Below are 24,028 nucleotides of genomic sequence, written 5' to 3'. Positions count from 1 at the left end.
CGCCTAGACCTCTTCGCCGCGCAGGTATTCCTTCTGGATGTCGACGGTCCCCTTCTTGCCAACATCGTCGAAATGCTTGCGCAGCCACGCCTTGCCCTCATGCCGGCCGCGCTCCTTGAGCATGGTCAGGAAGCTCCAGTCCGTCACCAGCTTGGTCGATGACGACAGGTCGCCCAGCGGCTTGTCCGCGCGGATGGCGTGCAGGTAGATGTATTTCAGGCGATCGCGGTATTCGGGCTTGAGCCAGTCCTCCGCAATCAGCTTCTGCACGAAAGCGATGGCGCGCATCTCGCGCAGCAACGATGCGTTGAAGGTGATCTCGTTCAGGCGCTCCATCACTTCGTGCGGCTGGTCAGGCACCTCCTTGCGCACGATCGGGTTCACGTGCACGAGCAGGATGTCCTGCGTCTTGGTCTCGTAGAAGAATGGGAACAGCACCGGGTTGCCCATGTAACCGCCGTCCCAGTAGTGGTGGCGGTGGATCTCGATGGCCGGGTACAGATATGGCAGGCAGGCGGAGGCCAGGACGACCTCGGCATTGATCTCCGGCGTATTGAACACGCGCACATTGCCCGTGTTGACGTCGGTAGCGGCCAGGAACAGCTTGGTATTGGGGCAGGCGCGCAGCCGGTCAAAATCGACGTGGTTGGCGAGCAGATCACGCAGTGGGTTGTAATGCGTGCCCTGCGAGGTAACGCTGATCCAGCTATCCCACATGCGCATCCAGTCGGCCACCGGCCAGCTATCGGGAAACAACGGCTTGCCTGAGAGCAGCGCCTTGGCGTTCTCGCCCACGGTGGAGAACGGCGAGCCGGCCGTCGACACCGCCAGCCAGAACGCATGCAGCTTTTCGCGTGCCCGTTCCGGCCCGCCTTCGAGCAAACCATCGAGCATCACCACCGCGTTCATCGAACCAGCGCTCGTGCCGCTCAGGCCTTCGAACGACAGGCGCCCATCTTCGAGCAGCGCGTCCAGCACGCCCCAGGTGAACGCCCCGTGCGCGCCGCCGCCCTGCAGCGCGAGATTGATGTGCTTGGTGCCGTGCGGCTTCTGCATGCCTTCCCCCGGGAAGCTGGCGCGCCCAGCGGCGCTTATTGGATCAGCGAACGATACCGGTTTCCGCGCCGTGGCGGGGGCTCCACACGCGGCAGGGGCAATCTGTGCAATTGGGGGCGGAGGGCGGCCCGCGCGCGTCCAGATGGCCTAAAATGGCTGGTTTGACCCTAAGACCACGCCTTTCGCGACCTTTTCATGACCACCGAATCCTTTGACGGCGTCCGCCTGACCACCAAGGCCAATGTGTACTTTGACGGAAAGTGCGTCAGCCACGGCTTTACCCTGCCCGACGGCACCAAGAAGTCCGTGGGCGTGGTGCTGCCTGCCACGCTGACCTTCGGCACGGCCGCCGCCGAGATCATGGAATGCGTGGGCGGCGCCTGCGAATACAAGCTCGACGGCACCGACGAGTGGAAGACTTCCGGCGCAGGCGAAAGCTTCCACGTTCCGGCCAACTCGAAGTTCGACATTCGCGTGACCGAGGCCTACCACTACATCTGCCACTACGCCTAACCGTCAGGCGCCAGCAGCGATCATTTGAAGAGAAAGAGTATGGAAACCATCCTGCAACACGTTCCTGTCGGCCAGAAGGTCGGCATTGCCTTCTCCGGCGGTCTCGACACCAGCGCTGCGCTGCGCTGGATGAAGAACAAGGGCGCGCTGCCCTATGCCTACACCGCCAATCTCGGTCAGCCCGACGAGGAAGACTACGATGCCATCCCGCGCAAGGCGATGGAGTACGGTGCAGAGAAGGCCCGCCTGATCGACTGCCGCCCACAACTGGCCAATGAAGGCATTGCCGCCATCCAGGCCGGCGCCTTCCACATCAGCACCGGCGGCATCACCTACTTCAACACCACGCCGCTGGGCCGCGCCGTGACCGGCACCATGCTGGTCGCCGCCATGAAGGAAGACGACGTCAACATCTGGGGCGACGGCTCGACCTTCAAGGGCAACGACATCGAGCGCTTCTACCGCTACGGCCTGCTGACCAACCCGGCGCTGAAGATCTACAAGCCGTGGCTGGACCAGACCTTCATCGACGAGCTGGGCGGCCGCGCCGAAATGTCGGCCTTCATGACGAAGGAAGGCTTCGGCTACAAGATGTCGGCTGAGAAGGCCTACTCGACGGACAGCAACATGCTGGGCGCCACCCACGAGGCCAAGGATCTGGAGCACCTGAACAGCGGTATCCGCATCGTCAACCCGATCATGGGCGTGGCGTTCTGGAAGCCGGAAGTCGAGGTCAAGGCGGAAGAAGTCTCGATCACCTTTGACGAAGGCCGTCCGGTCGCCGTCAACGGCAAGGAGATTGCCGACCCGGTCGAGATGTTCCTGGAACTGAACCGCATCGGCGGCCGCCACGGCCTGGGCATGAGCGACCAGATCGAAAACCGCATCATCGAAGCCAAGAGCCGCGGCATCTATGAAGCCCCGGGCATGGCGCTGCTGCACATCGCCTACGAGCGCCTGGTCACCGGCATTCACAACGAAGACACCATCGAGCAGTACCGCATCAACGGTCTGCGCCTGGGCCGCCTGCTGTACCAGGGCCGCTGGTTCGACCCGCAAGCCATCATGCTGCGCGAAACCGCCCAGCGCTGGGTGGCCCGTGCCGTGACCGGCACCGTGACGCTGGAACTGCGCCGCGGCAACGACTACTCGATCCTGAACACCGAGTCGGCCAACCTGACGTACGCACCTGAGCGTCTGTCGATGGAAAAGGTGGAAGACGCACCGTTCAGCCCGGCGGACCGCATCGGCCAACTGACCATGCGCAACCTGGACCTGATGGACACGCGCGACAAGCTGTCGATCTACTCGAAGGCTGGCCTGCTGTCGCTGGGCACCAGCAACGCACTGCCCCAGCTGGACGGCGGCAAGAAGTAACTGTCTGCCGCTTCAAGGCAAAAAGGCCGCTCCGACGTCAATCGGAGCGGCCTTTTTTATGGCGTCTGACTTAGCTGCGGCTCTCAGTAGCGCCCGCAGAGCAGGTATTCCATCAGCGCCTTCTGCACGTGCAGGCGGTTTTCCGCTTCGTCCCACACGACGCTCTGCTTGCCGTCGATGACTGCTGCTTCGACTTCCTCGCCGCGGTGCGCGGGCAGGCAGTGCATGAACAATGCATCGGGCTGCGCGCGCTGCATCATCGCCTCGGTGACCATCCAGTCACCGAAGGCCTTCTTGCGCGCTTCGTTCTCGGCTTCGTAGCCCATGCTGGTCCACACGTCGGTGGTCACCAGGTGGGCGCCGTCGCAGGCTTCCAGCGGGCTTTCGAACACGTGCACGAACGGGCGGGCGGAATCGGCCACCATAGCCGGATCAAGTTGATAGCCCTTCGGCGCCGAGAAATGGAAGTTGAAGCCGAGAATCTCAGCCGCCTGGATCCACGTGTACGCCATGTTGTTGGCGTCGCCCACCCAGGTGACGGTCTTGCCCTTGATCGGACCGCGCTGCTCGATGAAGGTGAAGATGTCGGCCAGCACCTGGCACGGGTGGTATTCGTTGGTCAGCCCGTTGATGACCGGCACGCGCGAATGCGCGGCAAAGCGCTCAATGATCTCCTGCCCAAAGGTGCGGATCATGATGATGTCGGTCATGCGGGAGATGACCTGCGCCGCGTCTTCGATCGGCTCGCCGCGGCCCAGTTGGGAATCGCGCGTGTTGAGAAAGACCGCGTGGCCGCCGAGCTGGTGGATGCCGGCTTCGAACGACAGGCGCGTTCGCGTGGAATTCTTCTCGAAAATCATGGCCAGCGTGCGATCGTGCAGCGGGTGCCACGTCTCGTAGTTCTTGAACTTGGCCTTGAGGATCTTGGAACGGTCCAGCAGGTACTCGTACTCTTCCAGCGAAAAGTCCTTGAACTGCAGGTAGTGCTTGATCGAGCTTGGTGGGTTCATAAAACAACGAAGGCGGCCCGCAGATGACGCACCGGGAAGTCCCGTAGCACGCCGCCCTAGCCGCCTTGTCTGTTGAAGATTCAGCCCATCATACGGGATCACCGCCGGTTTGGCGAGTTCCAGCCGGCCGGCCGGCGCTACCATAAAGGCACCGGTGAAAGGCCGATGAAAGTCTTATATAAGATATAATACTGGCTGTTCTGGATGCCCAGATCGTCTGCAATCGACCCGCAAACCAGCGCCGCAAATCGGCTCAGTTGGTTCACGCGTTCGCAACCAGACAAGCGCATCATCTGCACCACAAGTGCACCCCGTTCGAACGTTGCGGCACCCGCACGGTCGAAGCCGTTTGCAAATCTCCACAAGCCCCAAGCAGTCCATGGCAGCCTACCCTCGCCAATTCTTTATCCAGGGCGTCACCCGTGACGGAAAGACCTTCCGCCCGAGCGACTGGGCCGACCGGCTGTGCGGCGTGATGGCGCAGTTCCGCCCCGCCGGTGACACTGGGGACCCCCGCCTGACCTACTCCCCCTTTGTGCGCCCCGTCATGTCGGGCGGCATCAAGAGCGTTTTCGTTGACGAGCGCCTGCGCGAGATCGAACCCAAGGCGCTGGACTTCGTGCTGAACTTCGCGCACGACAACAACCTGCAACTGGTCGAAGCCTGCATCCTGCCCGAAGAAGGCGCGCCCACATAACGCGCCATCGGCACGGCAGCGCGCCGAACGCTCTCGCGTGCGCACCAAAGCAAAAAGCCTGTCCGAAGACAGGCTTTTTTATCGCCGGCGCGTGACAACTGCTGTCACGCCATGCCGGCTAGACCGGCATCACCCGAACTTAGGCAGCCATTGCCTTGATGGCAGCGGACAGACGCGACTTGGCGCGTGCAGCCTTGTTCTTGTGGACGATCTTCTTGTCAGCGATGCTGTCGATCGTGCTTTGAGCGGTCTTGAATGCAGCAGCGGCTGCAGCCTTGTCGCCACCAGCCACGGCCTTGCGGACGGTCTTGATAGCGGTGCGCAGACGCGAACGCAGTGCCGAGTTGTGAGCGTTCAGAACGACGGCTTGGCGTGCGCGCTTGCGTGCTTGTGCGGTGTTTGCCATGGAAAAATCCCTGAAGAAAACGGTAGCAAGCGCCCCGGGAGACACGGAAGGCCGAAGCGCGCAAATTGGTGAAAGACGGCAATTATACGCAGACTTCCGCATCCAATGCAAACCGTGTTGTGAAATCGCCCGGATGACGGCAGTTTGCGGCTTTTGCGGCACTTTTGAGCGCATGGCGAGGCAGTCCCTATAATACGGCCGCAATTGCGCCATACCGTCACGCCAACCGCGAACCCCGCATGGCGCCGCCGGTCTGACCGCCATCGCCCCATTGTGGCTGACGGGGCTGTGCCCAACCACGCATTCATCTTGAATCTCCTCAAAACCCTCGCCACGATCAGCGGCCTGACGATGCTCTCGCGCATCACCGGGCTCATCCGCGAAACGCTGATCGCCCGTGCCTTCGGCGCCTCGGTCTATACCGACGCCTTCAACGTCGCCTTCCGCATCCCGAACCTGCTGCGCCGGCTCTCTGCCGAAGGCGCGTTCTCGCAGGCGTTCGTGCCGATCCTGGGCGAGTTCAAGAACCGCCAGGGCGAGCACGAAACCCGTGCCCTGGTCGACTCCGTGGCCACGGTGATGACGTGGTTCCTGGTGATCATCTCGGCGCTGGGCGTGATCGGCGCGCCGTTGATCGTCACCGCCGTGGCGACGGGCTTCAAGGAGCACGAGAGCCAAGCCTACATCTCGGCGATCTTCATGACGCGGGTGATGTTTCCATACATCGGGCTGGTGTCGCTGGTGGCGCTGGCCTCGGGCATTCTGAATACGTGGCGGCAATTTGCGGTGCCCGCGTTCACGCCGGTGCTGCTGAACCTGTCGTTCATCGTGGCGGCAGTGTTCGTGGCGCCGTTTCTTGAGACGCCCATCTACGCGCAGGCTTATGCGGTGATGGTGGGCGGCATCCTGCAACTCGCCATTCAGATTCCGTCATTGCGCCGCGTCGGCATGCTGCCGCGCGTGTCATTCAACGTGCGCGCAGCGTGGCATCACCCGGGCGTGCGGCGCGTGCTCAAGCAAATGCTGCCGGCTACGCTGTCGGTATCGGTCGCGCAGATCAGCCTGATCATCAACACCAACATCGCCTCGCGCCTGCCGACGGGCAGCGTGTCGTGGCTGAACTATGCAGACAGGCTGATGGAATTCCCGACCGCGCTGCTGGGCGTGGCGCTCGGGACGATCCTGCTGCCGAGCCTGTCAAAGGCGAGCGCGGACAACAATCGCGAAGAGTATTCCTCGCTGCTCGACTGGGGCCTGCGGCTGACGGTGCTGCTGGCGGTGCCTTCGGCGGTGGGGCTGTTCATCTTCGGAGCGCCGCTCACGGCCACGCTGTTCCACTACGGCAAGTTCACCGGCATGGACGTCGAGATGACGCGCCAGGCGCTGACGTCGTACGGCGTCGGGCTGGTTGGCCTGATCGTCATCAAGATCCTGGCGCCGGGCTTCTATGCGCGGCAGGACATCCGTACGCCGGTGAAGATCGCGCTGGTGGTGCTGGCAGCGACGCAGCTCTCCAACTATGTCTTCGTGCCGATGTTCGGCCACGCGGGGCTGGCGCTGTCCATCAGCTTTGGCGCGACCATCAATGCGGCACTCCTGTTCTTCGGCCTGCGCCGCCGCGGGTATTACCACCCGTTGCCGGGCTGGGGGCTGTTCCTGGCGCAGGTAACGTCGGCCGTGCTGCTGCTGGCCGGCGTGCTGCTGTGGCTCGCACACAATTTTGATTGGGTGGGACTGGGCGCCAAGCCGCTCGTGCGCATCGCCTTGCTGGGGGCAAGCCTCGTCCTGTGCGCGGTGGTCTATTTCGGTACACTGTGGCTGACTGGGTTGAAGTTCTCCACGTTCCGAAAGAAGGCCATCTGATGACCACTAAAGTCCTCGATTATTTTTCGGCCCTGGTCGCGGACGACGACAGCATCCCCCTCACCGAAACCGCCCTGTCCATCGCACAGGACGCGTATCCGGACCTGGACCTGCAAAGCGAGCTGGCAGCCATTGACGTGCTGGTCGCGCGGATCAAGAACCGCGTGGCCGATGGCACACCGGCCATCCAGCGCTTGCGCCTGCTCAATCAGTTCTTCTATCGCGAACTGGGCTTCGGGCCCAACGCGAACGATTACTACGACCCCGAGAACTCCTACCTGAACGCCGTGCTGCAAAGCCGGCGCGGCATCCCGATCTCATTGGCGGTGCTGCTGATGGAGATCGGCCAGCAGATCGGCCTGCCGCTCAAGGGCGTGTCCTTCCCAAACCACTTTCTCGTGCGCATGAGCATTCCCGCCGGCGAGGTCGTACTCGATCCGCTGACGGGGCAAACGCTATCGAAGGAAGAGTTGCAGGACATGCTCGACCCGTACCTGGAAAAGGAAGGCATCGAAGACCCGAACACGGTGCCGCTCGGGGTGTTCCTGCAAGTGGCCACGCACCGCGAGATCATCGCGCGCCTGCTGCGCAACCTGAAGGCGATCTATCTGCAGGAGTCGCGCTGGCAGCGCCTGCTGGCGGTGCAGCAGCGGCTGGTGATCCTGCTGCCCGACTCCATCGAGGAAGTGCGCGACCGGGGGCTGGCCTACGCCAACCTGGAGTGCTTCCGCCCCGCCCTGGAGGACCTGGAAGCCTATGTCGACGCCCGGCCCGACGCGGCCGACACGGCCAAGCTCAAGGAGCGCATGCCAACGCTGCGCGCCATGAGCAAGAACTTGAATTAACGCTTACTTCTGCACCACCGCGCCGCGACGGCGCTTGAGCAGCTTCCACACCCCGCCCAGCGCCAGCGGCACAATCGCCGCGCCCAGGCCGATCAGCACGATCGTGTTCAGGTGCTCGCGGATGATGGGCACGTTGCCGAACAGGTCACCCGCCAGCACCAGCAGACCGACCCACAGCACGGCGCCGATCATGTTGAAGAGCTGGAACTTGGCAAACGTCATCTTCGAGACACCGGCCACGAACGGCGCGAACGTACGCACCACCGGAATGAAGCGCGCCATCACCAGCGTCTTGCCGCCGTGGCGCTCGTAGAAACCGTGCGTTTTCATCAGCGCTTCGTGATCGAGGAAGCGAATGTGACCGTCAAATACCTTGGGGCCGATCCACGAGCCGACGAAGTAGTTGACCGTGTTGCCCGTCGTGGCGGCAATCACCAGCAGCACGATCAGCAGCCAGGTATCCATCTGACCGGTCGCGCACATGGCGCCGGCAATGAAGAGCAGCGTGTCGCCCGGCAGGAACGGCAGCACCACCAGGCCGGTTTCGGCGAAGACGATGGCGAACAGCAGCACGTACACCCACGCGCCGTATTGCTGAATCAACAGCCCCAACGATTTGTCGACATGCAGCACGATGTCGACCAGTTGCATCACGATATCCAAGCCATCCCCCTAAGCGAGGCGGGAATGATACCGGATGCGACTTAGATTTCCCCTAGCCCTCGGTGGGGGCATCCGGGGCTTGCGTCCATACGCCACACAGGGTGTGACATTTATAATGCGCCGATGAATTCCGTCACCGATTCCTCCACCCCCGCCCGCCGCCCCATCCGCCCCCTTCCCGACCAGCTGATCAGCCAGATCGCGGCCGGCGAGGTGGTCGAGCGGCCGGCCTCCGTGGTCAAGGAACTGCTGGAGAACGCGCTGGATGCCGGCGCCACGCAGCTGCAGATCAAGCTGGAGGAAGGCGGCGTGCGGCGCATCGCCATCACCGACAACGGCGGCGGCATTCCGGCGGACGAACTGCCTGTTGCGCTGATGCGGCATGCGACCAGCAAGATCGGCTCGCTGGAAGAGCTGGAATCGGTGGCGACGCTGGGGTTCCGGGGCGAGGCGTTGGCCTCGATTGCCTCGGTGGCGGAATTGACGCTCACCTCGCGTACCGCCAATGACGTGCACGCCACGCAAATCCTCGCGCAAACGGGGCGGGCACAGCCGGCCTCGGGCGGCATCGGCACCACGGTCGACGTGCAGCATCTGTACTTCAACACGCCGGCGCGCCGCAAATTCCTCAAGACCGAGCAGACCGAGCTGGGCCACTGCATGGAGGTGATCCGCCGCACCGCGCTCGCGCGGCCCGATGTGGCCATCTCCGTGCATCACAACGGCAAGCCGCTGGAGCACTGGAACGCGACGCAAGCCGACTCGCGCACAGCAGCCGTGCTCGGCACCGAATTTGCCCGCGCGCGCCTGCCCTTCGAAGAAGAAGCCGGCGAGTTGCGCCTCTTCGGCTTTGCCGGCCTGCCCACCGCCTCGCGCGGCCGGGCCGACCATCAGTTCTTCTACGTCAACGGCCGCTTCGTGCGCGACCGCCTGCTCACGCACGCCGTGCGCAGCGCTTACGAAGACGTGCTGCACGGTGACCGCTTCCCCGCCTACGTGCTGTGCCTGGAGCTGCCGCCCGAAGCCGTCGACGTGAACGTGCATCCTTCCAAGATCGAGGTGCGCTTTCGCGACAGCCGCGCCGTGCACCAGTTCGTCTATCACGCGATCCAGCGCGCACTGTCGCGCCATGCGGGCGAACAGGGTGACAGCCTGCGCACCGATATTGCCGATGCACCCGGCACTGCCGGTACCACGACCGCGCCCTCGCCCGCCGACAACACCACACGCTGGATCAACCAGATGGCCGCGCGGCAGACGTCGCTCGGCATCGCGCAGCCGCGTGCGGAATATCTGTCGATGATGCGTGGTGACAGCACGCCGATGCCCTCGTCGCGCCCGGCCTGGATGGCTGACGTGCCCAGCACCACCACGCTGTTCGACGGCGGCACCGTAACCGCCGAGGCGCCCGTCACCGCGCCGGCCATGCCGACCGCAGAGCCGGAATCCGGTGACGACGCCTATCCGCTCGGCTTCGCTGTCGCCCAATTGCATGGCATCTATGTGCTGGCGCAGAACACGCGTGGCATGGTGCTGGTCGACATGCATGCCGCACACGAGCGCATCCTGTACGAGCAGCTCAAGACGGCTCTGGAAGCCAAGCGAGTCGAAGTACAACCGCTGCTGATTCCGGTCACGTTTGCCGCCAGCCCGGTGGAGATCGGCACCGCCGAGGAATTCCGCGACACGCTCGCGCTGCTCGGCTTCGATATCTCCGCCGTGTCGCCCACCACGCTGGCGGTGCGGTCCGTGCCGACACTGCTGCAGAAGGCCGATGCGCAAGCCCTCGCTCGCGACGTGCTGCGCGACCTGCAGGCCTACGGCGGCTCGCGCGTGCTGGCTGAACGCCAGAACGAGCTGCTAGCTACCCTGGCCTGCCACTCCGCCGTGCGCGCCAACCGCCGCCTGAATCTGGACGAAATGAACGCGCTGCTGCGCCAGATGGAAGCCACCGAACGCGCCGACCAATGCAACCACGGCCGCCCGACGTGGATTCAGCTCACCGTAGCTGACCTGGACCGCCTGTTCCTACGTGGCCAGTAATTTTCCGATGACCGTGTCTTCTGTAAAAGCACCACGCGCTGTCTGTCTGCTGGGCCCCACCGCATCCGGAAAGACCGCCGCTGCATTGAAGCTAGCCGAACGCTGGCCGGTCGAGATCATCAGCATGGATTCCGCGCTGGTGTATCGCGGCATGGACATCGGCACCGCCAAGCCCAGCCCCGAAGAACAGGCCATCGCGCCGCATCACCTGATCGACATCATCGATCCGCTGGATGCGTATTCCGCCGCGCAGTTTGCCAACGATGCCAACACGCTGATCGACGCCATCCGCGCGCGCGGCAAGCTGCCGCTGATCGTCGGCGGGACGATGCTGTACTACAAGGCGCTCACGCAGGGGCTCTCGGACCTGCCCGGCGCCGATCCGGCCATCCGCGCCGAGATCGACGCCGAAGCCGCGCGCGACGGCTGGCCCGCGCTACATGCCAAGCTCGCGCTGATCGATCCGATTACGGCCGCGCGATTGCACACGACCGATGCGCAGCGCATCCAGCGTGCGCTGGAGTTGTATCGGCTGACGGGGCAACCGATGTCCGCACTGCTGGCGCGAGAAGTTGGTGCGAACGCATTCCAGCAGCACGACGCTGCCGCGCCCTATCTGACGATTGCGCTGGAGCCGTCGGACCGCCTCGTGCTGCATGCACGCATCGCCCAACGCTTTGATGCCATGCTCGCCGGCGGCCTGCTCGACGAAGTGGAAACGCTGCGCCGTCGTGGCGATCTTTCGCCCACGCTGCCTTCGATCCGCTGCGTGGGCTATCGCCAGGCGTGGGCCTATCTCGACGGCGAAATCGACATGGCCGCCCTGCGCGAACAAGGCATCGCCGCCACGCGCCAGCTCTGCAAGCGCCAGATCACGTGGCTGCGCAGCACGCCGGAACGGCACGTGGTCGATTGCCTCGCCCCCGATTACGTCGACCAGGTCGCGCGCCTGGTCCAAACCTCACTGGAATCGCAATCACCGCTATGACAACCGCTGACACCGCCACCACTTTTACGCTGCGCCCTGCCACGCCGGATGATTGCGCGGCGCTGGTCCGCCTGATCACCGCGCTGGCCGAGTACGAGAAGCTCACGCACCTCGTGCAGACCACGCCCGAGGCGCTCGCCACGATGCTGTTCGGCCCACGCCCCTATTGCGAGGCGGTGCTGGCGGAAGTCGAGGGCCGAGCCGTCGGCTTTGCGCTGTTCTTCCACAACTTCTCGACCTTCCTGTGCAAGCCGGGCCTGTACCTGGAAGACCTGTTCGTGGAGCCGGAGCAGCGCGGCCTGGGCATCGGCCGTGCATTGCTGGTGCACCTTGCACGCTTGGCGCAAGAGCGTGATTGCGGCCGCTTTGAATGGAGCGTGCTTGACTGGAACGCACCGTCGATCGCCTTCTATGAAGCCATGGGTGCCGACGTGCTGCCCGAGTGGCGCATCTGCCGCGCGACCGGCGATGCACTCGACAAGATGGCCGCCATCCCCATGCCCGCCGCGCTGGCAGCGTAGAACACAACGCCCCGAATTTGACCGCAAGTCCCGGAGTGCCGCGTGCATGCCGGGCGCCTAACCTTCGCTTCATCCAACACCACGTTGATGGAGCGAACCATGAACACCCCCACCACTCTCCGCTACGCCATCGGCACCAGCACGCTCAGCCAGGTGCTGGTTGCGGCCAAGGAACGCGGCATCTGCGCCCTGCTGCTCGGTGATCAGGCCGATGCACTGCGCACCGAACTCGCCCAGGCATTTCCCGATGCACTGCTGACACATGATGAGGTTGCGCTCGCGTCGCAACTTGCGCAGGCCATCGCCTTGGCAGAGACGCCTTCGCGTAGCTTCGAGGGTGTACTCGACATTGGCGGCACGTCATTCCAGCAGCAAGTCTGGCAGGCACTGCGCGACATTCCGCCGGGCAGCACCGCCACCTACACTGAAATTGCCAAACGCATCGGCCGGCCCGACGCAGTGCGCGCTGTCGCCACGGCGTGCGCGGCCAACCTGCTGGCCATTGCCATCCCCTGCCACCGCGTTGTGCGCGCTGATGGCGACCTGGCAGGCTATCGCTGGGGCATCGCGCGCAAGCGCGCACTGCTCGCCATGGAGCACCGGGCATGACTCGCACACGTGTTGACCTCATCGACTGGCACGCCATTGAAGATGCCCTCAACGACGTCGGTAGCGCCATACTGCCCGGCCTGCTCACGCACGACACGTGCGATGCCCTGGCCGCCCTCTACCCGCGCGACAAGCTCTATCGCTCGCGCGTGGTGATGGCACGCCACGGCTTCGGACGTGGTGAATACAAGTACTTCGCTTATCCGCTACCCGATGTCATCGCGCAATTGCGCGGCGCGCTGTATCCGCAACTCGCGCCCATCGCCAACCGCTGGAACCAGGCGATGGGCATCGACGTGCGTTACCCCGCTGAGCATGTCGACTTCCTGCGCCGCTGCCACGAAGCGGGGCAACTGCGCCCGACGCCGCTGATCCTGCAATACGGCCCCGGCGACTACAACTGCCTGCACCAGGACCTCTACGGCGAACACGTCTTCCCGCTACAGGTAGCGATCCTGCTATCCGAACCCGGCGTCGATTTCACCGGCGGCGAATTCGTGATGACCGAGCAGCGCCCGCGCATGCAGTCGCGGCCCGAAGTCGTACCGCTACGCAAGGGCGATGCCGTGATCTTTGCCGTGCACCACCGCCCCGTACAAGGCACACGCGGCGTGTACCGCGTGAACATGCGCCACGGCGTGAGCCGCTTGCATTCCGGACAGCGGCATACTGTGGGCATCATCTTCCACGATGCTCTGTGAGGCCGCGCACATGACAACCGGCGATCTCTTTGCCGACCACGAACACATCGACGACGCGCCCGCGGCACCTCTTGCGCTGGGGCCGGCATCGTTCGTGCTGCGCGGCTTTGCACTGGCCGACGCGCCCGCACAGCTCGCCGCCGTGGAGGCCATCGTGCAGCAGGCACCGTTCCGCCACATGGTCACGCCGGGCGGCTTCGAGATGTCAGTTGCGCTCACCAACAGCGGCACGCTGGGCTGGACATCCGATCGCCACGGCTACCGCTATGCCACACAAGATCCGTTGAGCAACCAACCGTGGCCCCCGCTACCTGACGTGTTCCTGCGCCTCGCACGCGATGCCGCAGCCGAGGCCGGTTTCCCCGGCTTCACACCCGACGCCTGCCTGATCAACCGCTACGTGCCCGGCGCACGGCTGTCGCTGCATCAAGACCGCGATGAGCAGGACTACGGTGCGCCCATCGTCTCGGTGTCGCTTGGCATGCCGGCGATCTTCCTGTTCGGCGGGCACAAGCGCACGGACAAGACACAGCGCGTACCGCTCTTTCACGGTGACGTCGTCGTCTGGGGCGGCCCCGACCGCCTGCGCTATCACGGCGTTGCGCCGCTCAAGGAGCACGCGCATCCGCTGATGGGCGCGCAGCGCATCAACCTGACCTTCCGCAAAGCCGGCTGACCGCATTCGACTCATGACCATCGCCGCCGATCTGTCTGACGACGCGTACACGCGTGCCGCAGATTTCCTCTCATCCCTCGACGACGACTGGGCGCGCCATATCGCTGCTACTGGCCCGTGCCGCCACGCCGCCAAACCCGCACGCGAGCCCTACGAGGCGCTCGTGCGTGCCATCGCCTATCAGCAACTGCACGCCAAGGCGGGGGACGCTATCCTCGGCCGGTTCCTGGCGCTCTACCCCGGCACGGGCTTTCCTTCGCCCGCGCAAGTACTGGCCACAGATGAAGCGACACAACGTGATTGCGGCTTCTCGGCGACCAAGCTGGCCACCATCCGTGGCATTGCACAAGCCACGCTCGATGGCGTGGTACCCACGCGTGATGCGGCGCTCGCCATGCCGGACGAAGCGCTCATCGACCAGCTCGTCACCCTGCGCGGCGTCGGCCGTTGGACGGTCGAGATGCTGCTGATCTACACGCTCGAGCGCTCCGACATCCTGCCCGCCGACGACTTCGGCGTGCGCGACGGTTACCGCCGCCTGAAACGCCTCGACAGCACGCCCACCCGCAAGCAGATGGCGGACATCGGCCGGGCGTGGAGCCCCTACCGCACAATCGCAGCGTGGTATCTCTGGCGGATGCCCGCCAAGTGACACATCCGCCGCGCCGAATTTGACCGCAAGACGCGGAGTGTCCCTGCCGGGACACGCGCCTACAGTACGGGTATTGATCTCTGGAACCTGACGCCATGTCCAACCTGCCGTTCTCCGTCGAAGACGACCCGCGCTGGGCCCGTGTGCTCGCGCGCGATGCCTCCGCCGACGGCACGTTCGTCTATGCCGTGAAGACCACCGGCGTGTACTGCCTGCCGAGCAGCCCGTCGCGTCTGCCGCGCCCGGAGAACGTGGCGTTCTTCGACACCGCCGCCGACGCCGAAGCTGCTGGCTACCGCCCGAGCCGCCGCGCCAGTCCCGACCAGACCACGGCGCGCGCACAGCAAGCCGCGCTGGTCGCCGCTGCATGCCGTCGCATCGAAGCGTCGGACACGCCGCCCTCGCTCGACGTGCTGGCGCAGGACGCCGGCCTGAGCACATATCACTTCCATCGCCTGTTCAAAAGCGTGACGGGCCTCACCCCCAAGGCCTATGCCGACGCCCACCGCGCCCGCAAGCTGCGCGCGCAGTTGGGGCGCGGCAGCTCCGTCACCGAAGCCATCTACGATGCCGGCTTCAACGCCAGCAGCCGCTTTTACGAGGCCTCGGACCACGTGCTCGGCATGACCGCCAGCCGCTACCGTGCGGGCGGCGCGCAGACCACGATCCGCTTTGCCGTGGGTGAATGCTCGCTCGGTTCGATCCTAGTGGCGCAGAGCGACCGGGGCATCTGCGCGATCCTGATGGGCGATGACCCGGATGCCCTCGCGCGCGATCTGCAGGACACCTTCCCCAAGGCCGAGTTGATTGGCGGCGATGCCGGTTTTGAAGACTTGGTGGCCAAGGTGGTGGGACTGATCGAAGTGCCGTCCCTTGGCCTGGATCTGCCGCTGGACGTGCGTGGCACGGCCTTCCAGGAGCGGGTGTGGCAAGCGCTGCGCGAGGTGCCGCCCGGCAGCACCACCAGCTATGCGGAGATTGCCGCACGCATCGGCGCGCCCAAGGCGGTGCGTGCGGTGGCGCAGGCATGCGCGGCCAACCATATCGCCGTGGCCATTCCGTGCCATCGCGTGATCCGGCGGGACGGCAATACCTCCGGCTATCGCTGGGGCGTGGAGCGCAAGCGCGCGCTGCTGGAGCGCGAAGCGCATCCCGAAGCCCTGCCCGTGGCGTGAGCACCTGGACACTGCTGGGCGCCAACGGCCAGCCCTATGAGAGCGCCGTGCCCGGTGCTCTGGGTGGTCACCGGCGTGCGCGCATCTACGGCCAACTCGATTGCCGCGCGGCACGCCAAGCCATCGCGCGCGGCGGTTATGTTCGGCACCGGGTGTTCTTCCTGACTGAAGCCGACGCGCGTGCCGCCGGCTACCGCCCCTGCGCGGTCTGTATGCCGCAGGCTTACGCGGCGTGGAAAAGATCAATGCATTCCGGGTAAAGTCGCGGTCTTATCTTCGAACACACGCTCCGCGCGCCATGATCAAACCCCTGTTTCTTGCCGTGCTCGCCGCCGTTGCGCTGGCGGGCTGCGGCCGTTCTGACGACGCACAAAAGTCCGCTGCGCCGGCATCTGCCCCGGCCTCTGCTCCTGCTGGCCAGCCTGCGAGCGCACCTGCAGCGCCTGGCGCCAGCACTCCCGAACTCAGCGAAGCCGAACAGTCCAAGGCCGCCGACATCGCCCGCGCTGCCATCGAGAAGTACAAGCTGACCAGCCTGTCGCCCGAATGCCTGTCGTTCATGGCCGGCCTGGAAGACGACACGCACTACAACGTCGAAGTGCTGGAGAACCACACGCCGGCTTGCGGTGGCGATCCGAACACCGCGCCGCACGTGGTCACGCTGCTGATCGACAAGAACACCGGCGCGCTGCAGAAGGACGATCCGGCAAACGGCGACTACGTGCCGCTGAAATAAGCCGCTCGCCAGCGCCGCGCATAAAAAAAACCGCCGAACGTATCGGCGGTTTTTTGTTGGGCGCGCGCTTCGCGTCAGCGCATCAGACCACGATCGTCTGCGCTTCGCCAGCCTGGCGGGCGCGGATCTCACCAATCTGGTAGACCGTCTCGCCCGCGTCCTTCAGGTGGGCGATGGCTGCCGGTGCATCCGCTGCCGACACGATCACGACCATGCCGATGCCGCAGTTGAACACGCGGTGCATCTCATCATCAGCCACGTTGCCAGCCTTCTGCAGCCACTGGAACAGCGGCGGCAGCGTCCAGGCGTCCTTGTGCAGCACGGCGGTCAGGTTGTCTTGCAGCACGCGCGGCACGTTCTCGGTCAGGCCACCACCGGTGATGTGCGCCATGCCCTTGACGGTCAGCTTCTCGATCAACGACAGCAGCGGCTTCACGTAGATGCGCGTCGGCGCCATGATGGCGTCCTGCAGGCGCTGGCCGTGGAAATCCGCATTCAGGTCCGGGCGCGACACCTCGATGATCTTGCGCACCAGCGAGTAGCCGTTCGAATGCGCACCCGACGAGGCCAGGCCCAGCACCACATCGCCCTCGGCAATGGTGGTGCCGTCGATGATCTTGCGCTTCTCGACCGCGCCAACGGCAAAGCCGGCCAGGTCGTATTCGCCGTCCGGGTACATGCTCGGCATTTCAGCGGTTTCGCCGCCAATCAGTGCGCAGCCGGCCAGCTCGCAGCCCTGGGCGATGCCCTTGACCACGGTGGCGGCGGTGTCGACGTCCAGCTTGCCGCAGGCGAAGTAGTCCAGGAAGAACAGCGGCTCGGCGCCCTGCACCAGGATGTCGTTCACGCTCATGGCGACCAGATCCTGGCCGACCGTGTCGTGGCGGTTCAGTGCAAAGGCCAGCTTGAGCTTGGTGCCCACGCCGTCGGTGCCGGACACCAGCACCGGCTCTTGATACTTCTTGGACAGCTCAAACAGCGCGCCGAAGCCGCCGATGCCGCCCAACACGCCTTCGCGCATGGTGCGCTTGGCAAACGGCTTGATGCGGTCGACAAGGGCGTCACCCGCCTCGATGTCGACGCCCGCGTCGCGGTAGGACAAACCGCCCGATGCGGATGCGGATGGGGTTTCGGAAGCGCTCATACAGTCGTCTGAATTGAAGAAATCCGGGGGCGCGCGGCGGGAAGTCACAAAATTCGGACCCGCCGGTCCAGTAAAATCGCGATTTTACCGGATGCGGCCCTCCCGATGGCTGCTTTTCGGCTCAGCCCACCCACTTCAGGAACCGTCGTCGCCCATGAACGCCCCCTTGCTGTCGCAGGAGACCAAGCGCACGCTCGCCTGGGTAGCCGTGGCGATCGTCTTCCTGGCCCTGCTCAAGGTGCTGGCGCCGACGCTCACGCCCTTCGTCTTTGCGTTCATCCTGTCGTACATCCTGCACCCCGGCGTGGAATGGCTGCAACGCCATCGCGTGCCACGCGTGCTGAGCGTGTTCCTGATGATCCTGTTGCTGACGGTGGTGGGCGTGGCGCTCACGCTGCTGGTGCTGGCGGTGCTGCAGAAGGAGATTCCGGCCATCCGCGAACAACTGCCCGGCATGCTGGGCAAGATCAATGCCGCCGTCTCGCCCAAGCTGGCGGAGATGGGCGTGCAAGTCCGCTTTGACTTTCCTGGCCTGCGCAAGCTGTTGACCGAGCAACTCGCCTCCAGCCCGGAAGACGTGATGTCCACGGCGCTGGGCTATCTGCGTGTGTCGGGCTCGGCGGCCATCCAGGTGCTGGGCATCTTCTTCCTGGTGCCCATCGTCATGTTCTATCTGCTGATGGACTGGAACATGCTGATGCGCCGCCTGGAAACGGCTGTGCCGCGCCGTTGGCTGGCCAAGACGCGCGAGCTGGCCAGCGAGACCGACGGCCTGCTCTCCCAATACCTGCGCGGGCAGATCATCGTGATGCTGGTGCTGGCGGTGTACTACTCCACCGGCCTGGCACTGGCGGGCTTTGATGTGGCGCTGCCGGTTGGCATCTTCACGGGCCTGGCGGTGTTCATCCCGTACATCGGCTTCGGTATCGGCCTGACGCTGGCGATCCTTTCCGCACTGTTGCAGTTCGGCAACCTGTACGGTTTGCTGGCGGTGGCGGTGGTCTACGGCATCGGCCAAGTGCTGGAAGGCTTCTATCTGACACCACGCCTGGTAGGCGAGCGCATCGGCCTGCACCCGCTGGCCGTGATCCTCGCCTTGCTGGCTTTTGGCCAATTGTTCGGATTTTTCGGTATCCTGCTGGCCCTGCCGATCAGTGCTGTACTACTGGTTGGTTTGCGGCAGATCCGGCAGCTTTATCTCAGCAGCAGGCTCTACCGCGAATAACTTCACCCGCTGCCTTACCGCCTGTTTCACGCCTCATGGCCCAACCAGAACAGCTACCGCTCGAACTCGGCGCGCCACCCGCCCCGACCTTCGACAACTTCGTCGCCGCAGGCAACGAAGAGGCGTTGCTGCGCCTGCGCGCCCTGGTTCCGCAGGTGGTGGACGGCACCGCCACCGACCGCCTCGTCTACCTGTGGGGCGAAGAAGGCAGCGGCCGCAGCCATCTGCTGCAGGCCATCTGCGCCCAGGCAGAGGCCGGCGGCTACGAAGTCCGCACGCTTGAGCCCGACGCACCGGCCGAAGCCTACGACTTTGACCCGGACGTCACTGTCTGGACCATCGACGACGCCGAGCACCTGGACGAATGGGCGCAGATTGCCGTGTTCAACCTCGTCAATGAAGTGCGCGCGCACCCGCATGCCGCCATCGCCATCGCAGGGGCTGCGGCCCCCATGTCGATGCCGCTGCGTGAAGACCTGCGCACCCGCCTGGGCTGGGGCCTTGTGTACTGGCTGCGCCCGTTGTCCGACGCCGACAAGGTCGAAGCCCTGCGCCAGGCAGCCCGCGAGCGCGGCATGCAGCTCTCGGCCGACGTACCCCAGTGGCTTGTCACGCACTCCTACCGCGACATGCCAAGCCTGATGGCCCTGCTGGACGCCCTCGACACCTATTCGCTCGCCCGCAAGCGCGCTGTCACCCTGCCGCTTGTGCGCGACATGCTCGCGCTGATGAAGTGAATCCAGGGGCCTGCGCGGCTGGTTACGTAACCTTCGGGTAAAATCGCGCCCCATGAATCTGGCCCTCTTCGACCTCGATCACACCCTCATCCCCACCGACAGCGACCACGAGTGGGGGCGTTTCCTCGTCCGCCGCGGCGTGGTGGATGAAGCTGAATACCAGCGCAAGAACGACCAGTTCTATGCCGACTACAAAGCCGGCACGCTGGACGTCCACGCCTTCCTGCGCTTTGCGCTGGCGCCGCTGGCAGCGCACTCGCGCGACACGCTGGCCCAGTGGCACGCGGAGTTCATGCACGACGTGATCCGCCCGAGGATCACCCCGCAAGCCCAGGCGCTGGTCTACAAGCATCTGGACGCCGGCGACCTGTGCTGCGTGGTCACCGCCACCAACAGCTTCGTGACCCGGCCCATCGCCGAGGCATTCGGCATCAAGCACTTGATCGCCACCGAACCGGCGACTGCAGACGGCACGCCTGACGGCGCCTTCACCGGCGACGTGTCCGGCACACCGAGCTTTCGCGAGGGCAAGGTCACGCGCGTGCACGAATGGCTGGCCGACATGGGCCGCGGCTGGGGCGACTTCGAGCACAGCACCTTCTACAGCGATTCCGCCAACGACGTACCGCTGCTGGAAGAAGTAACCGACCCCGTGGCCACCAACCCGGACGACACCCTGCGACACCTCGCAGCTTCGCGCAATTGGCGCATCATGGATCTTTTCTAAGCTGAGCGCGGCGTGATCAAGAAACTCATCAACCGCCTGCTGGGCAAGACCACCGCGGAATCCGAATCGACCACCCAGGCCGTCGAGCCGGGAACGCCTCCTGCCAAGAAGGCCCGTGCTCCCAAAGCGCCCAAAACGGCCAAGGCGCGTGGCAAGTCCACCGGCGGTGTGCCGCGCCAGGCGCGCGTGTGGAACGTGGAGGAGCACGGCATCGATCCGAAGCTGCTCTCGCGCAACGCGGTCAAGGTCACCTCTACGCTGCAGGAAGCGGGCTACGATGCCTTCATCGTGGGCGGCGCCGTGCGCGACCTGCTGCTGGGCATCAAGCCGAAAGACTTTGATGTGGCCACCAACGCCACGCCCGAGCAAGTGCAGGCGCTGTTCCGCCGCTCGCGCATCATCGGCCGCCGCTTTCAGATCGTGCACGTGACGTTCTACGGCGGGCGCGATCAGGAAATCATTGAAGTCTCGACCTTCCGTGCGCTGGTTGACGCAGTGGAAAGCGAACAGGTACCGGCCGGCAAGCGCGTCAAGCGCACCGATCTGGACCACCACACGCACGCTGTCGATGCCAGCGGCCGTGTGCTGCGCGACAACGTCTGGGGCACCCAGGCTGAAGATGCCACCCGCCGCGACTTCACCGTCAACGCGATGTACTACAACCCCGCCGACGAAACCGTGCATGACTACCATCACGGCATGGAAGACATGCGCGCCCGCACGCTGCGCATGATCGGCGACCCGCACACCCGTTACCGTGAAGACCCGGTGCGCATGCTGCGCGTGGTGCGCTTTGCGGCCAAGACCGGTTTCGATATCGACCCCGACACGCGCGCGCCGATCGCCGAACTGGGCCCGCTGATCCACAACGTGCCGGCCGCCCGCCTGTTCGACGAGATGCTCAAGCTGCTGATGTCGGGCCACGCCTGGGCATCGCTGCAGGAGCTGCGCAAGGCCGGCCTGCACCGCGGTCTGCTGCCGCTGCTGGACGTGGCGCTGGAGCAGCCGATGGGCCAACGCTTCGTGCAGTTGGCACTCGACAACACGGACGAGCGCGTGAAGGCCGGCAAGCCGGTCTCGCCGGGCTTCCTGTTTGCCTCGCTGCTGTGGCACCACGTGGTCGAGCACTGGAACCGCCGCCGCTCCGCCGGCGAGCCGCTGATCCCCGCACTGCACACCGCCATGGACGAAGTGCTCGACCGTCAGACCGAGCAGCTTGCCATCCAGCGCCGCTTCACGTCCGACATGAAGGAAATCTGGAGCATGCAGCCGCGCTTTGAAAAGCGCTCGGGCCGCATGCCGTATCGCCTGCTGGAGTCGCCGCGTTTCCGCGCGGGGTATGACTTCCTCGTCCTGCGCTGCGCCTCGGGCGAGCTGCCGCAGGAACTCGCCGACTGGTGGACCGACTTCCAGAATGGTGACGGCGAAGCCCGCGATGCCCTCATGACCCAGGCCAAGCACGCCCCAAGCGGCGGGGCCGGCGGTGGCGGCGGAAATAGCGGCAACTCCACCGGCCCGGCCAAGCGCCGTCGCCGCCGACGCGGTCCGGCAAAATCGGATACAGTCGAACGCGTAAGTCCGGAAGGTTCGGAGGGAACGTGAAGACAGTGGCGTACATCGGCATCGGCGCCAACCTGGGCGACGCTCGCCAGGCTGTGAAAGACGCCGTGGTCTGCCTTGCGCAGCAGGTGGGCATCACCATCACCGGCAAATCGAGCCTGTACCGCAGCGCGCCCGTCGATGCCAGCGGTGACGACTACATCAACGCCGTGGTGCGCATCGATACGCATTTCACGGCGGGGCAACTGCTCCGCATCTGTCATCACATCGAAGACCAGTTCGGCCGCGAGCGCCCGTTCCGCAACGCGCCGCGCACGCTGGACCTGGACCTGCTGCTCTACGGCGACCATGTCCTCACCTCACCCGAGCTGATGGTGCCGCACCCACGCGTGGGCCAGCGCGCCTTCACGCTGCTGCCGCTGCATGAGCTCGCGCCCGATCTCGTGATCCCAGGCATCGGCGCAGTGGCCGACCTGCTGGCAGGCGTGGCCGACCAACGCATCGAGAAAACCACGATGTGCCAATGCATGCGCGCCAAGCAGCCCGCTGCCTAACTCTGAATTCTGCATCACCGCCTGATGGCACTTGATCATCTGCGCCGCATCGTTGTTGAAGGGCCCATTGGCGTGGGCAAGACCACGCTGGCCCAACGCTTGGCCGACCACCTGCGTGCAACGACGCTGTTTGAGACACCCGCCGACAACCCTTTCCTCGCCCGCTTCTACGCCGAGCCCGCACGCTATGCGCTGCCGGTGCAGTTGCGCTTCCTGCTGCAGCGTGCGGAGCGGGTCGCCGCATGGCAGAAGGCCACGCTCACGGGTGAGCGCATCGTGGCCGACAGCTTCCTGCCGCGCGATCGCCTCTTCGCCCAGCTCACGCTGCCGGCCGATGAACTCGCGCTGTACGACGCCATGGCGAAAGCGCTGGCGCTGCCGCAGCAACGCATCGATCTCGTCATCTGCCTGCAGGCGCGTGCCGAAGATCTGCTGCCGCGCATTGCCAAGCGCGCCGTTCCTTACGAAACGGGCATCGATGCCGACTACCTTGAACGCATCTGTGCCGCATACGGCGAGCTGTTTCTGTATTACGATGCCGCACCGACGCTGATCGTCGACACCGCTGCCTTCGACCCCGCAGGCAACGACGACGATTTCCGCACCTTGCTCGCCCGCATCGACGCGATGCGCGGCCCCAAGGAATTCATCAAGCTCGCGACCCGGTAGCAGACCCACACGTGGTCTGCCGGATGGTCGCGACGACCAACTGGATCCCAGTCCATGAGCTATCTCCAGGAATCGAACCGCAAGGCTGTCACGGTGACGTCGCTGCAGGCCATGCGTGCCGCCGGCGATCGCATCGCCATGCTGACGGCCTACGACGCCAGCTTCGCCGCCCTGATGGACCGCAACGGCACCGACGTGCTGCTCGTTGGCGATTCGCTCGGCAACGTGATGCAAGGGCAGAAAACCACGCTGCCGGTTACGCTCGACCACATCGTCTATCACACCGAGTGCGTATCGCGCGGCATCGACAAGGCGCTGCTCGTGTCGGACCTGCCCTTCGGCACGTATGGCACGCCTGAGCAAGCGTTCCACAGCGCCGTGCGCGTGATGCAGGCCGGCGCACAGATGGTGAAACTGGAAGGCGGGGTATGGCTTGCGCCTACGATCCAGTTCCTGGTTGAACGCAGCATTCCGGTGTGTGCGCACATCGGGCTGACGCCGCAGTCGGTACATGCCTTTGGTGGTTTCAAGGTGCAGGGCCGTGGCGATGAAGCGGCCGCGCAACTGAAAGCCGACGCGCTGGCGGTGCAGGATGCGGGCGCGCAACTCGTCGTCATGGAAGCGATTCCCGCCGCGCTGGCCGGCGAGGTGACGCGCCTGCTGGCGATTCCCACCATTGGCATCGGCGCCGGGCTGGAATGCTCGGGCCAGGTGCTCGTCATGCACGACATGCTGGGCGTGTTCCCTGGCCACCGGCCCAAGTTCGTGCGCAACTTCATGGATGGGCAGACCACCATCGATGGCGCGGTCGCCGCCTACGTTGCGGCCGTCAAGGACGGCACCTTCCCGGGCCCGGAACACACCTTCGCCTAAGCAGCGCC

27 protein-coding genes are annotated in these 24,028 nt (G+C 64.9%); 22 read left to right on the top strand and 5 right to left on the bottom strand.

Going from position 1 to position 24,028, the window contains the following annotated elements; all coding sequences use genetic code 11:
• Window positions 1-3: 3 nt before the first annotated feature.
• Window positions 4-1,056, bottom strand: coding sequence for a patatin-like phospholipase family protein (locus PI87_RS23370; protein WP_039600099.1), 1,053 nt, complete (start codon window positions 1,054-1,056; stop codon window positions 4-6).
• Between the two features lie 195 nt (window positions 1,057-1,251).
• Here PI87_RS23370 and ppnP point away from each other — a divergent pair, with 195 nt between their 5' ends.
• Together ppnP and argG are read left to right on the top strand one after the other, a co-directional pair.
• Window positions 1,252-1,569 carry a pyrimidine/purine nucleoside phosphorylase gene (gene ppnP, locus PI87_RS23365; RefSeq protein ID WP_039600098.1) on the top strand — a complete coding sequence of 106 codons (318 nt, stop codon included), beginning with the start codon at window positions 1,252-1,254 and terminating at the stop codon, window positions 1,567-1,569.
• 39 nt (window positions 1,570-1,608) lie between these two features.
• Window positions 1,609-2,946 carry an argininosuccinate synthase gene (gene argG, locus PI87_RS23360; RefSeq protein WP_039600097.1) on the top strand — a complete coding sequence of 446 codons (1,338 nt, stop codon included), beginning with the start codon at window positions 1,609-1,611 and terminating at the stop codon, window positions 2,944-2,946.
• An 83-nt stretch (window positions 2,947-3,029) separates the two neighbouring features.
• Here argG and argF read toward each other — a convergent pair whose 3' ends face one another.
• Complete coding sequence (gene argF, locus PI87_RS23355; RefSeq protein ID WP_039600096.1) at window positions 3,030-3,956, bottom strand: ornithine carbamoyltransferase; 927 nt, start codon at window positions 3,954-3,956, stop codon at window positions 3,030-3,032.
• A gap of 379 nt (window positions 3,957-4,335) precedes the next feature.
• Here argF and PI87_RS23350 point away from each other — a divergent pair, with 379 nt between their 5' ends.
• Window positions 4,336-4,653 (top strand): DUF3579 domain-containing protein, encoded by a 318-nt coding sequence (locus PI87_RS23350; RefSeq protein ID WP_039600095.1) that lies wholly within the window; start codon window positions 4,336-4,338, stop codon window positions 4,651-4,653.
• Between the two features lie 139 nt (window positions 4,654-4,792).
• Here PI87_RS23350 and rpsT read toward each other — a convergent pair whose 3' ends face one another.
• Window positions 4,793-5,059 (bottom strand): 30S ribosomal protein S20, encoded by a 267-nt coding sequence (rpsT, locus tag PI87_RS23345; RefSeq protein WP_039600094.1) that lies wholly within the window; start codon window positions 5,057-5,059, stop codon window positions 4,793-4,795.
• Between the two features lie 309 nt (window positions 5,060-5,368).
• Between rpsT and murJ the strand changes: the two genes are divergently transcribed.
• Window positions 5,369-6,922, top strand: a complete 1,554-nt coding sequence (gene murJ, locus PI87_RS23340) for a murein biosynthesis integral membrane protein MurJ (RefSeq protein WP_039600160.1) — start codon at window positions 5,369-5,371, stop codon at window positions 6,920-6,922.
• Complete coding sequence (locus PI87_RS23335) at window positions 6,922-7,767, top strand: SirB1 family protein (protein ID WP_039600093.1); 846 nt, start codon at window positions 6,922-6,924, stop codon at window positions 7,765-7,767. The genes murJ and PI87_RS23335 overlap by 1 nt, the downstream gene beginning before the upstream one ends.
• Before the next feature lie 3 nt (window positions 7,768-7,770).
• Here the strand turns inward: PI87_RS23335 and PI87_RS23330 are convergent, their stop codons facing one another.
• On the bottom strand, window positions 7,771-8,418 hold the full coding sequence (locus tag PI87_RS23330; protein ID WP_039600092.1) for a VTT domain-containing protein: 648 nt from the start codon (window positions 8,416-8,418) through the stop codon (window positions 7,771-7,773).
• 135 nt (window positions 8,419-8,553) lie between these two features.
• On the opposite strand from PI87_RS23330, the gene mutL reads away from it, so the two are divergent.
• The 10 genes from mutL (at window position 8,554) to PI87_RS23280 (ending at window position 16,531) form a co-directional block, all read left to right on the top strand.
• A complete protein-coding gene (gene mutL, locus PI87_RS23325; protein ID WP_039600091.1) occupies window positions 8,554-10,473 on the top strand; it encodes a DNA mismatch repair endonuclease MutL in 1,920 nt (639 codons plus the stop codon).
• A gap of 7 nt (window positions 10,474-10,480) precedes the next feature.
• Entirely contained in the window at window positions 10,481-11,461 is a 981-nt protein-coding gene (miaA, locus tag PI87_RS23320) for a tRNA (adenosine(37)-N6)-dimethylallyltransferase MiaA (RefSeq protein WP_039600090.1), read from the top strand.
• On the top strand, window positions 11,458-11,982 hold the full coding sequence (locus tag PI87_RS23315; RefSeq protein WP_039600089.1) for a GNAT family N-acetyltransferase: 525 nt from the start codon (window positions 11,458-11,460) through the stop codon (window positions 11,980-11,982). Before miaA ends, PI87_RS23315 begins: the two co-directional genes overlap by 4 nt.
• 99 nt (window positions 11,983-12,081) lie before the next feature.
• On the top strand, window positions 12,082-12,591 hold the full coding sequence (locus PI87_RS23310; RefSeq protein ID WP_039600088.1) for a methylated-DNA--[protein]-cysteine S-methyltransferase: 510 nt from the start codon (window positions 12,082-12,084) through the stop codon (window positions 12,589-12,591).
• Window positions 12,588-13,292, top strand: a complete 705-nt coding sequence (locus PI87_RS23305; RefSeq protein ID WP_052321702.1) for a 2OG-Fe(II) oxygenase — start codon at window positions 12,588-12,590, stop codon at window positions 13,290-13,292. Before PI87_RS23310 ends, PI87_RS23305 begins: the two co-directional genes overlap by 4 nt.
• 10 nt (window positions 13,293-13,302) lie before the next feature.
• Window positions 13,303-13,968, top strand: coding sequence for a DNA oxidative demethylase AlkB (alkB, locus tag PI87_RS23300; RefSeq protein ID WP_039600086.1), 666 nt, complete (start codon window positions 13,303-13,305; stop codon window positions 13,966-13,968).
• A 13-nt stretch (window positions 13,969-13,981) separates the two neighbouring features.
• Window positions 13,982-14,620 (top strand): DNA-3-methyladenine glycosylase family protein, encoded by a 639-nt coding sequence (locus PI87_RS23295; protein ID WP_039600085.1) that lies wholly within the window; start codon window positions 13,982-13,984, stop codon window positions 14,618-14,620.
• A 95-nt stretch (window positions 14,621-14,715) separates the two neighbouring features.
• The gene (ada, locus tag PI87_RS23290) at window positions 14,716-15,795 is read left to right on the top strand and encodes a bifunctional DNA-binding transcriptional regulator/O6-methylguanine-DNA methyltransferase Ada (RefSeq protein ID WP_039600084.1); all 1,080 of its coding nucleotides are present in this window, start codon (window positions 14,716-14,718) and stop codon (window positions 15,793-15,795) included.
• Window positions 15,792-16,055: an Ada metal-binding domain-containing protein gene (locus PI87_RS23285; protein ID WP_039600083.1), complete on the top strand. Its 264-nt coding sequence runs from the start codon at window positions 15,792-15,794 to the stop codon at window positions 16,053-16,055. The genes ada and PI87_RS23285 overlap by 4 nt, the downstream gene beginning before the upstream one ends.
• 38 nt (window positions 16,056-16,093) lie before the next feature.
• The gene (locus PI87_RS23280) at window positions 16,094-16,531 is read left to right on the top strand and encodes a hypothetical protein (RefSeq protein ID WP_039600082.1); all 438 of its coding nucleotides are present in this window, start codon (window positions 16,094-16,096) and stop codon (window positions 16,529-16,531) included.
• Between the two features lie 82 nt (window positions 16,532-16,613).
• Here PI87_RS23280 and purM read toward each other — a convergent pair whose 3' ends face one another.
• Window positions 16,614-17,675, bottom strand: coding sequence for a phosphoribosylformylglycinamidine cyclo-ligase (gene purM, locus PI87_RS23275; protein ID WP_039600081.1), 1,062 nt, complete (start codon window positions 17,673-17,675; stop codon window positions 16,614-16,616).
• A 154-nt stretch (window positions 17,676-17,829) separates the two neighbouring features.
• Here purM and PI87_RS23270 point away from each other — a divergent pair, with 154 nt between their 5' ends.
• From PI87_RS23270 to panB, 7 genes are read left to right on the top strand one after another with little or no spacing between them, the layout of a single operon-like run.
• The gene (locus PI87_RS23270) at window positions 17,830-18,900 is read left to right on the top strand and encodes an AI-2E family transporter (RefSeq protein WP_039600080.1); all 1,071 of its coding nucleotides are present in this window, start codon (window positions 17,830-17,832) and stop codon (window positions 18,898-18,900) included.
• 35 nt (window positions 18,901-18,935) lie between these two features.
• Complete coding sequence (gene hda, locus PI87_RS23265) at window positions 18,936-19,637, top strand: DnaA regulatory inactivator Hda (RefSeq protein WP_039600079.1); 702 nt, start codon at window positions 18,936-18,938, stop codon at window positions 19,635-19,637.
• A gap of 52 nt (window positions 19,638-19,689) precedes the next feature.
• Complete coding sequence (locus PI87_RS23260) at window positions 19,690-20,364, top strand: HAD family hydrolase (protein WP_039600078.1); 675 nt, start codon at window positions 19,690-19,692, stop codon at window positions 20,362-20,364.
• Between the two features lie 12 nt (window positions 20,365-20,376).
• A complete protein-coding gene (gene pcnB, locus PI87_RS23255; protein ID WP_039600077.1) occupies window positions 20,377-21,966 on the top strand; it encodes a polynucleotide adenylyltransferase PcnB in 1,590 nt (529 codons plus the stop codon).
• Window positions 21,963-22,478, top strand: a complete 516-nt coding sequence (folK, locus tag PI87_RS23250; protein WP_039600076.1) for a 2-amino-4-hydroxy-6-hydroxymethyldihydropteridine diphosphokinase — start codon at window positions 21,963-21,965, stop codon at window positions 22,476-22,478. Before pcnB ends, folK begins: the two co-directional genes overlap by 4 nt.
• Before the next feature lie 24 nt (window positions 22,479-22,502).
• Complete coding sequence (locus PI87_RS23245) at window positions 22,503-23,147, top strand: deoxynucleoside kinase (protein WP_039600075.1); 645 nt, start codon at window positions 22,503-22,505, stop codon at window positions 23,145-23,147.
• 54 nt (window positions 23,148-23,201) lie between these two features.
• The gene (panB, locus tag PI87_RS23240; RefSeq protein WP_039600074.1) at window positions 23,202-24,020 is read left to right on the top strand and encodes a 3-methyl-2-oxobutanoate hydroxymethyltransferase; all 819 of its coding nucleotides are present in this window, start codon (window positions 23,202-23,204) and stop codon (window positions 24,018-24,020) included.
• Window positions 24,021-24,028 lie beyond the last annotated feature (8 nt).

It is taken from the genome of Ralstonia sp. A12 (assembly GCF_000801955.1).
In the GTDB taxonomy this organism is placed as follows: Bacteria; Pseudomonadota; Gammaproteobacteria; order Burkholderiales; family Burkholderiaceae; genus Ralstonia.
The sequence above is the reverse complement of the archived record's forward strand: the minus strand, read 5'-3'. Positions and strand labels throughout refer to the sequence as shown.

Coding starts and splice junctions, on each gene's coding strand:
- argG (WP_039600097.1), top strand. CDS start 1,609: ATGGAAACCATCCTGCAACACGTTCCTGTCGGCCAGAAGGTCGGCATT.
- PI87_RS23335 (WP_039600093.1), top strand. CDS start 6,922: ATGACCACTAAAGTCCTCGATTATTTTTCGGCCCTGGTCGCGGACGAC.
- rpsT (WP_039600094.1), bottom strand. CDS start 5,059: ATGGCAAACACCGCACAAGCACGCAAGCGCGCACGCCAAGCCGTCGTT.
- purM (WP_039600081.1), bottom strand. CDS start 17,675: ATGAGCGCTTCCGAAACCCCATCCGCATCCGCATCGGGCGGTTTGTCC.
- PI87_RS23350 (WP_039600095.1), top strand. CDS start 4,336: ATGGCAGCCTACCCTCGCCAATTCTTTATCCAGGGCGTCACCCGTGAC.
- PI87_RS23305 (WP_052321702.1), top strand. CDS start 12,588: ATGACTCGCACACGTGTTGACCTCATCGACTGGCACGCCATTGAAGAT.
- mutL (WP_039600091.1), top strand. CDS start 8,554: ATGAATTCCGTCACCGATTCCTCCACCCCCGCCCGCCGCCCCATCCGC.
- PI87_RS23310 (WP_039600088.1), top strand. CDS start 12,082: ATGAACACCCCCACCACTCTCCGCTACGCCATCGGCACCAGCACGCTC.
- PI87_RS23280 (WP_039600082.1), top strand. CDS start 16,094: ATGATCAAACCCCTGTTTCTTGCCGTGCTCGCCGCCGTTGCGCTGGCG.
- PI87_RS23370 (WP_039600099.1), bottom strand. CDS start 1,056: ATGCAGAAGCCGCACGGCACCAAGCACATCAATCTCGCGCTGCAGGGC.
- hda (WP_039600079.1), top strand. CDS start 18,936: ATGGCCCAACCAGAACAGCTACCGCTCGAACTCGGCGCGCCACCCGCC.
- ppnP (WP_039600098.1), top strand. CDS start 1,252: ATGACCACCGAATCCTTTGACGGCGTCCGCCTGACCACCAAGGCCAAT.
- panB (WP_039600074.1), top strand. CDS start 23,202: ATGAGCTATCTCCAGGAATCGAACCGCAAGGCTGTCACGGTGACGTCG.
- PI87_RS23295 (WP_039600085.1), top strand. CDS start 13,982: ATGACCATCGCCGCCGATCTGTCTGACGACGCGTACACGCGTGCCGCA.
- PI87_RS23245 (WP_039600075.1), top strand. CDS start 22,503: ATGGCACTTGATCATCTGCGCCGCATCGTTGTTGAAGGGCCCATTGGC.
- miaA (WP_039600090.1), top strand. CDS start 10,481: ATGACCGTGTCTTCTGTAAAAGCACCACGCGCTGTCTGTCTGCTGGGC.
- PI87_RS23315 (WP_039600089.1), top strand. CDS start 11,458: ATGACAACCGCTGACACCGCCACCACTTTTACGCTGCGCCCTGCCACG.
- PI87_RS23270 (WP_039600080.1), top strand. CDS start 17,830: ATGAACGCCCCCTTGCTGTCGCAGGAGACCAAGCGCACGCTCGCCTGG.
- PI87_RS23330 (WP_039600092.1), bottom strand. CDS start 8,418: ATGCAACTGGTCGACATCGTGCTGCATGTCGACAAATCGTTGGGGCTG.
- alkB (WP_039600086.1), top strand. CDS start 13,303: ATGACAACCGGCGATCTCTTTGCCGACCACGAACACATCGACGACGCG.
- PI87_RS23260 (WP_039600078.1), top strand. CDS start 19,690: ATGAATCTGGCCCTCTTCGACCTCGATCACACCCTCATCCCCACCGAC.
- argF (WP_039600096.1), bottom strand. CDS start 3,956: ATGAACCCACCAAGCTCGATCAAGCACTACCTGCAGTTCAAGGACTTT.
- ada (WP_039600084.1), top strand. CDS start 14,716: ATGTCCAACCTGCCGTTCTCCGTCGAAGACGACCCGCGCTGGGCCCGT.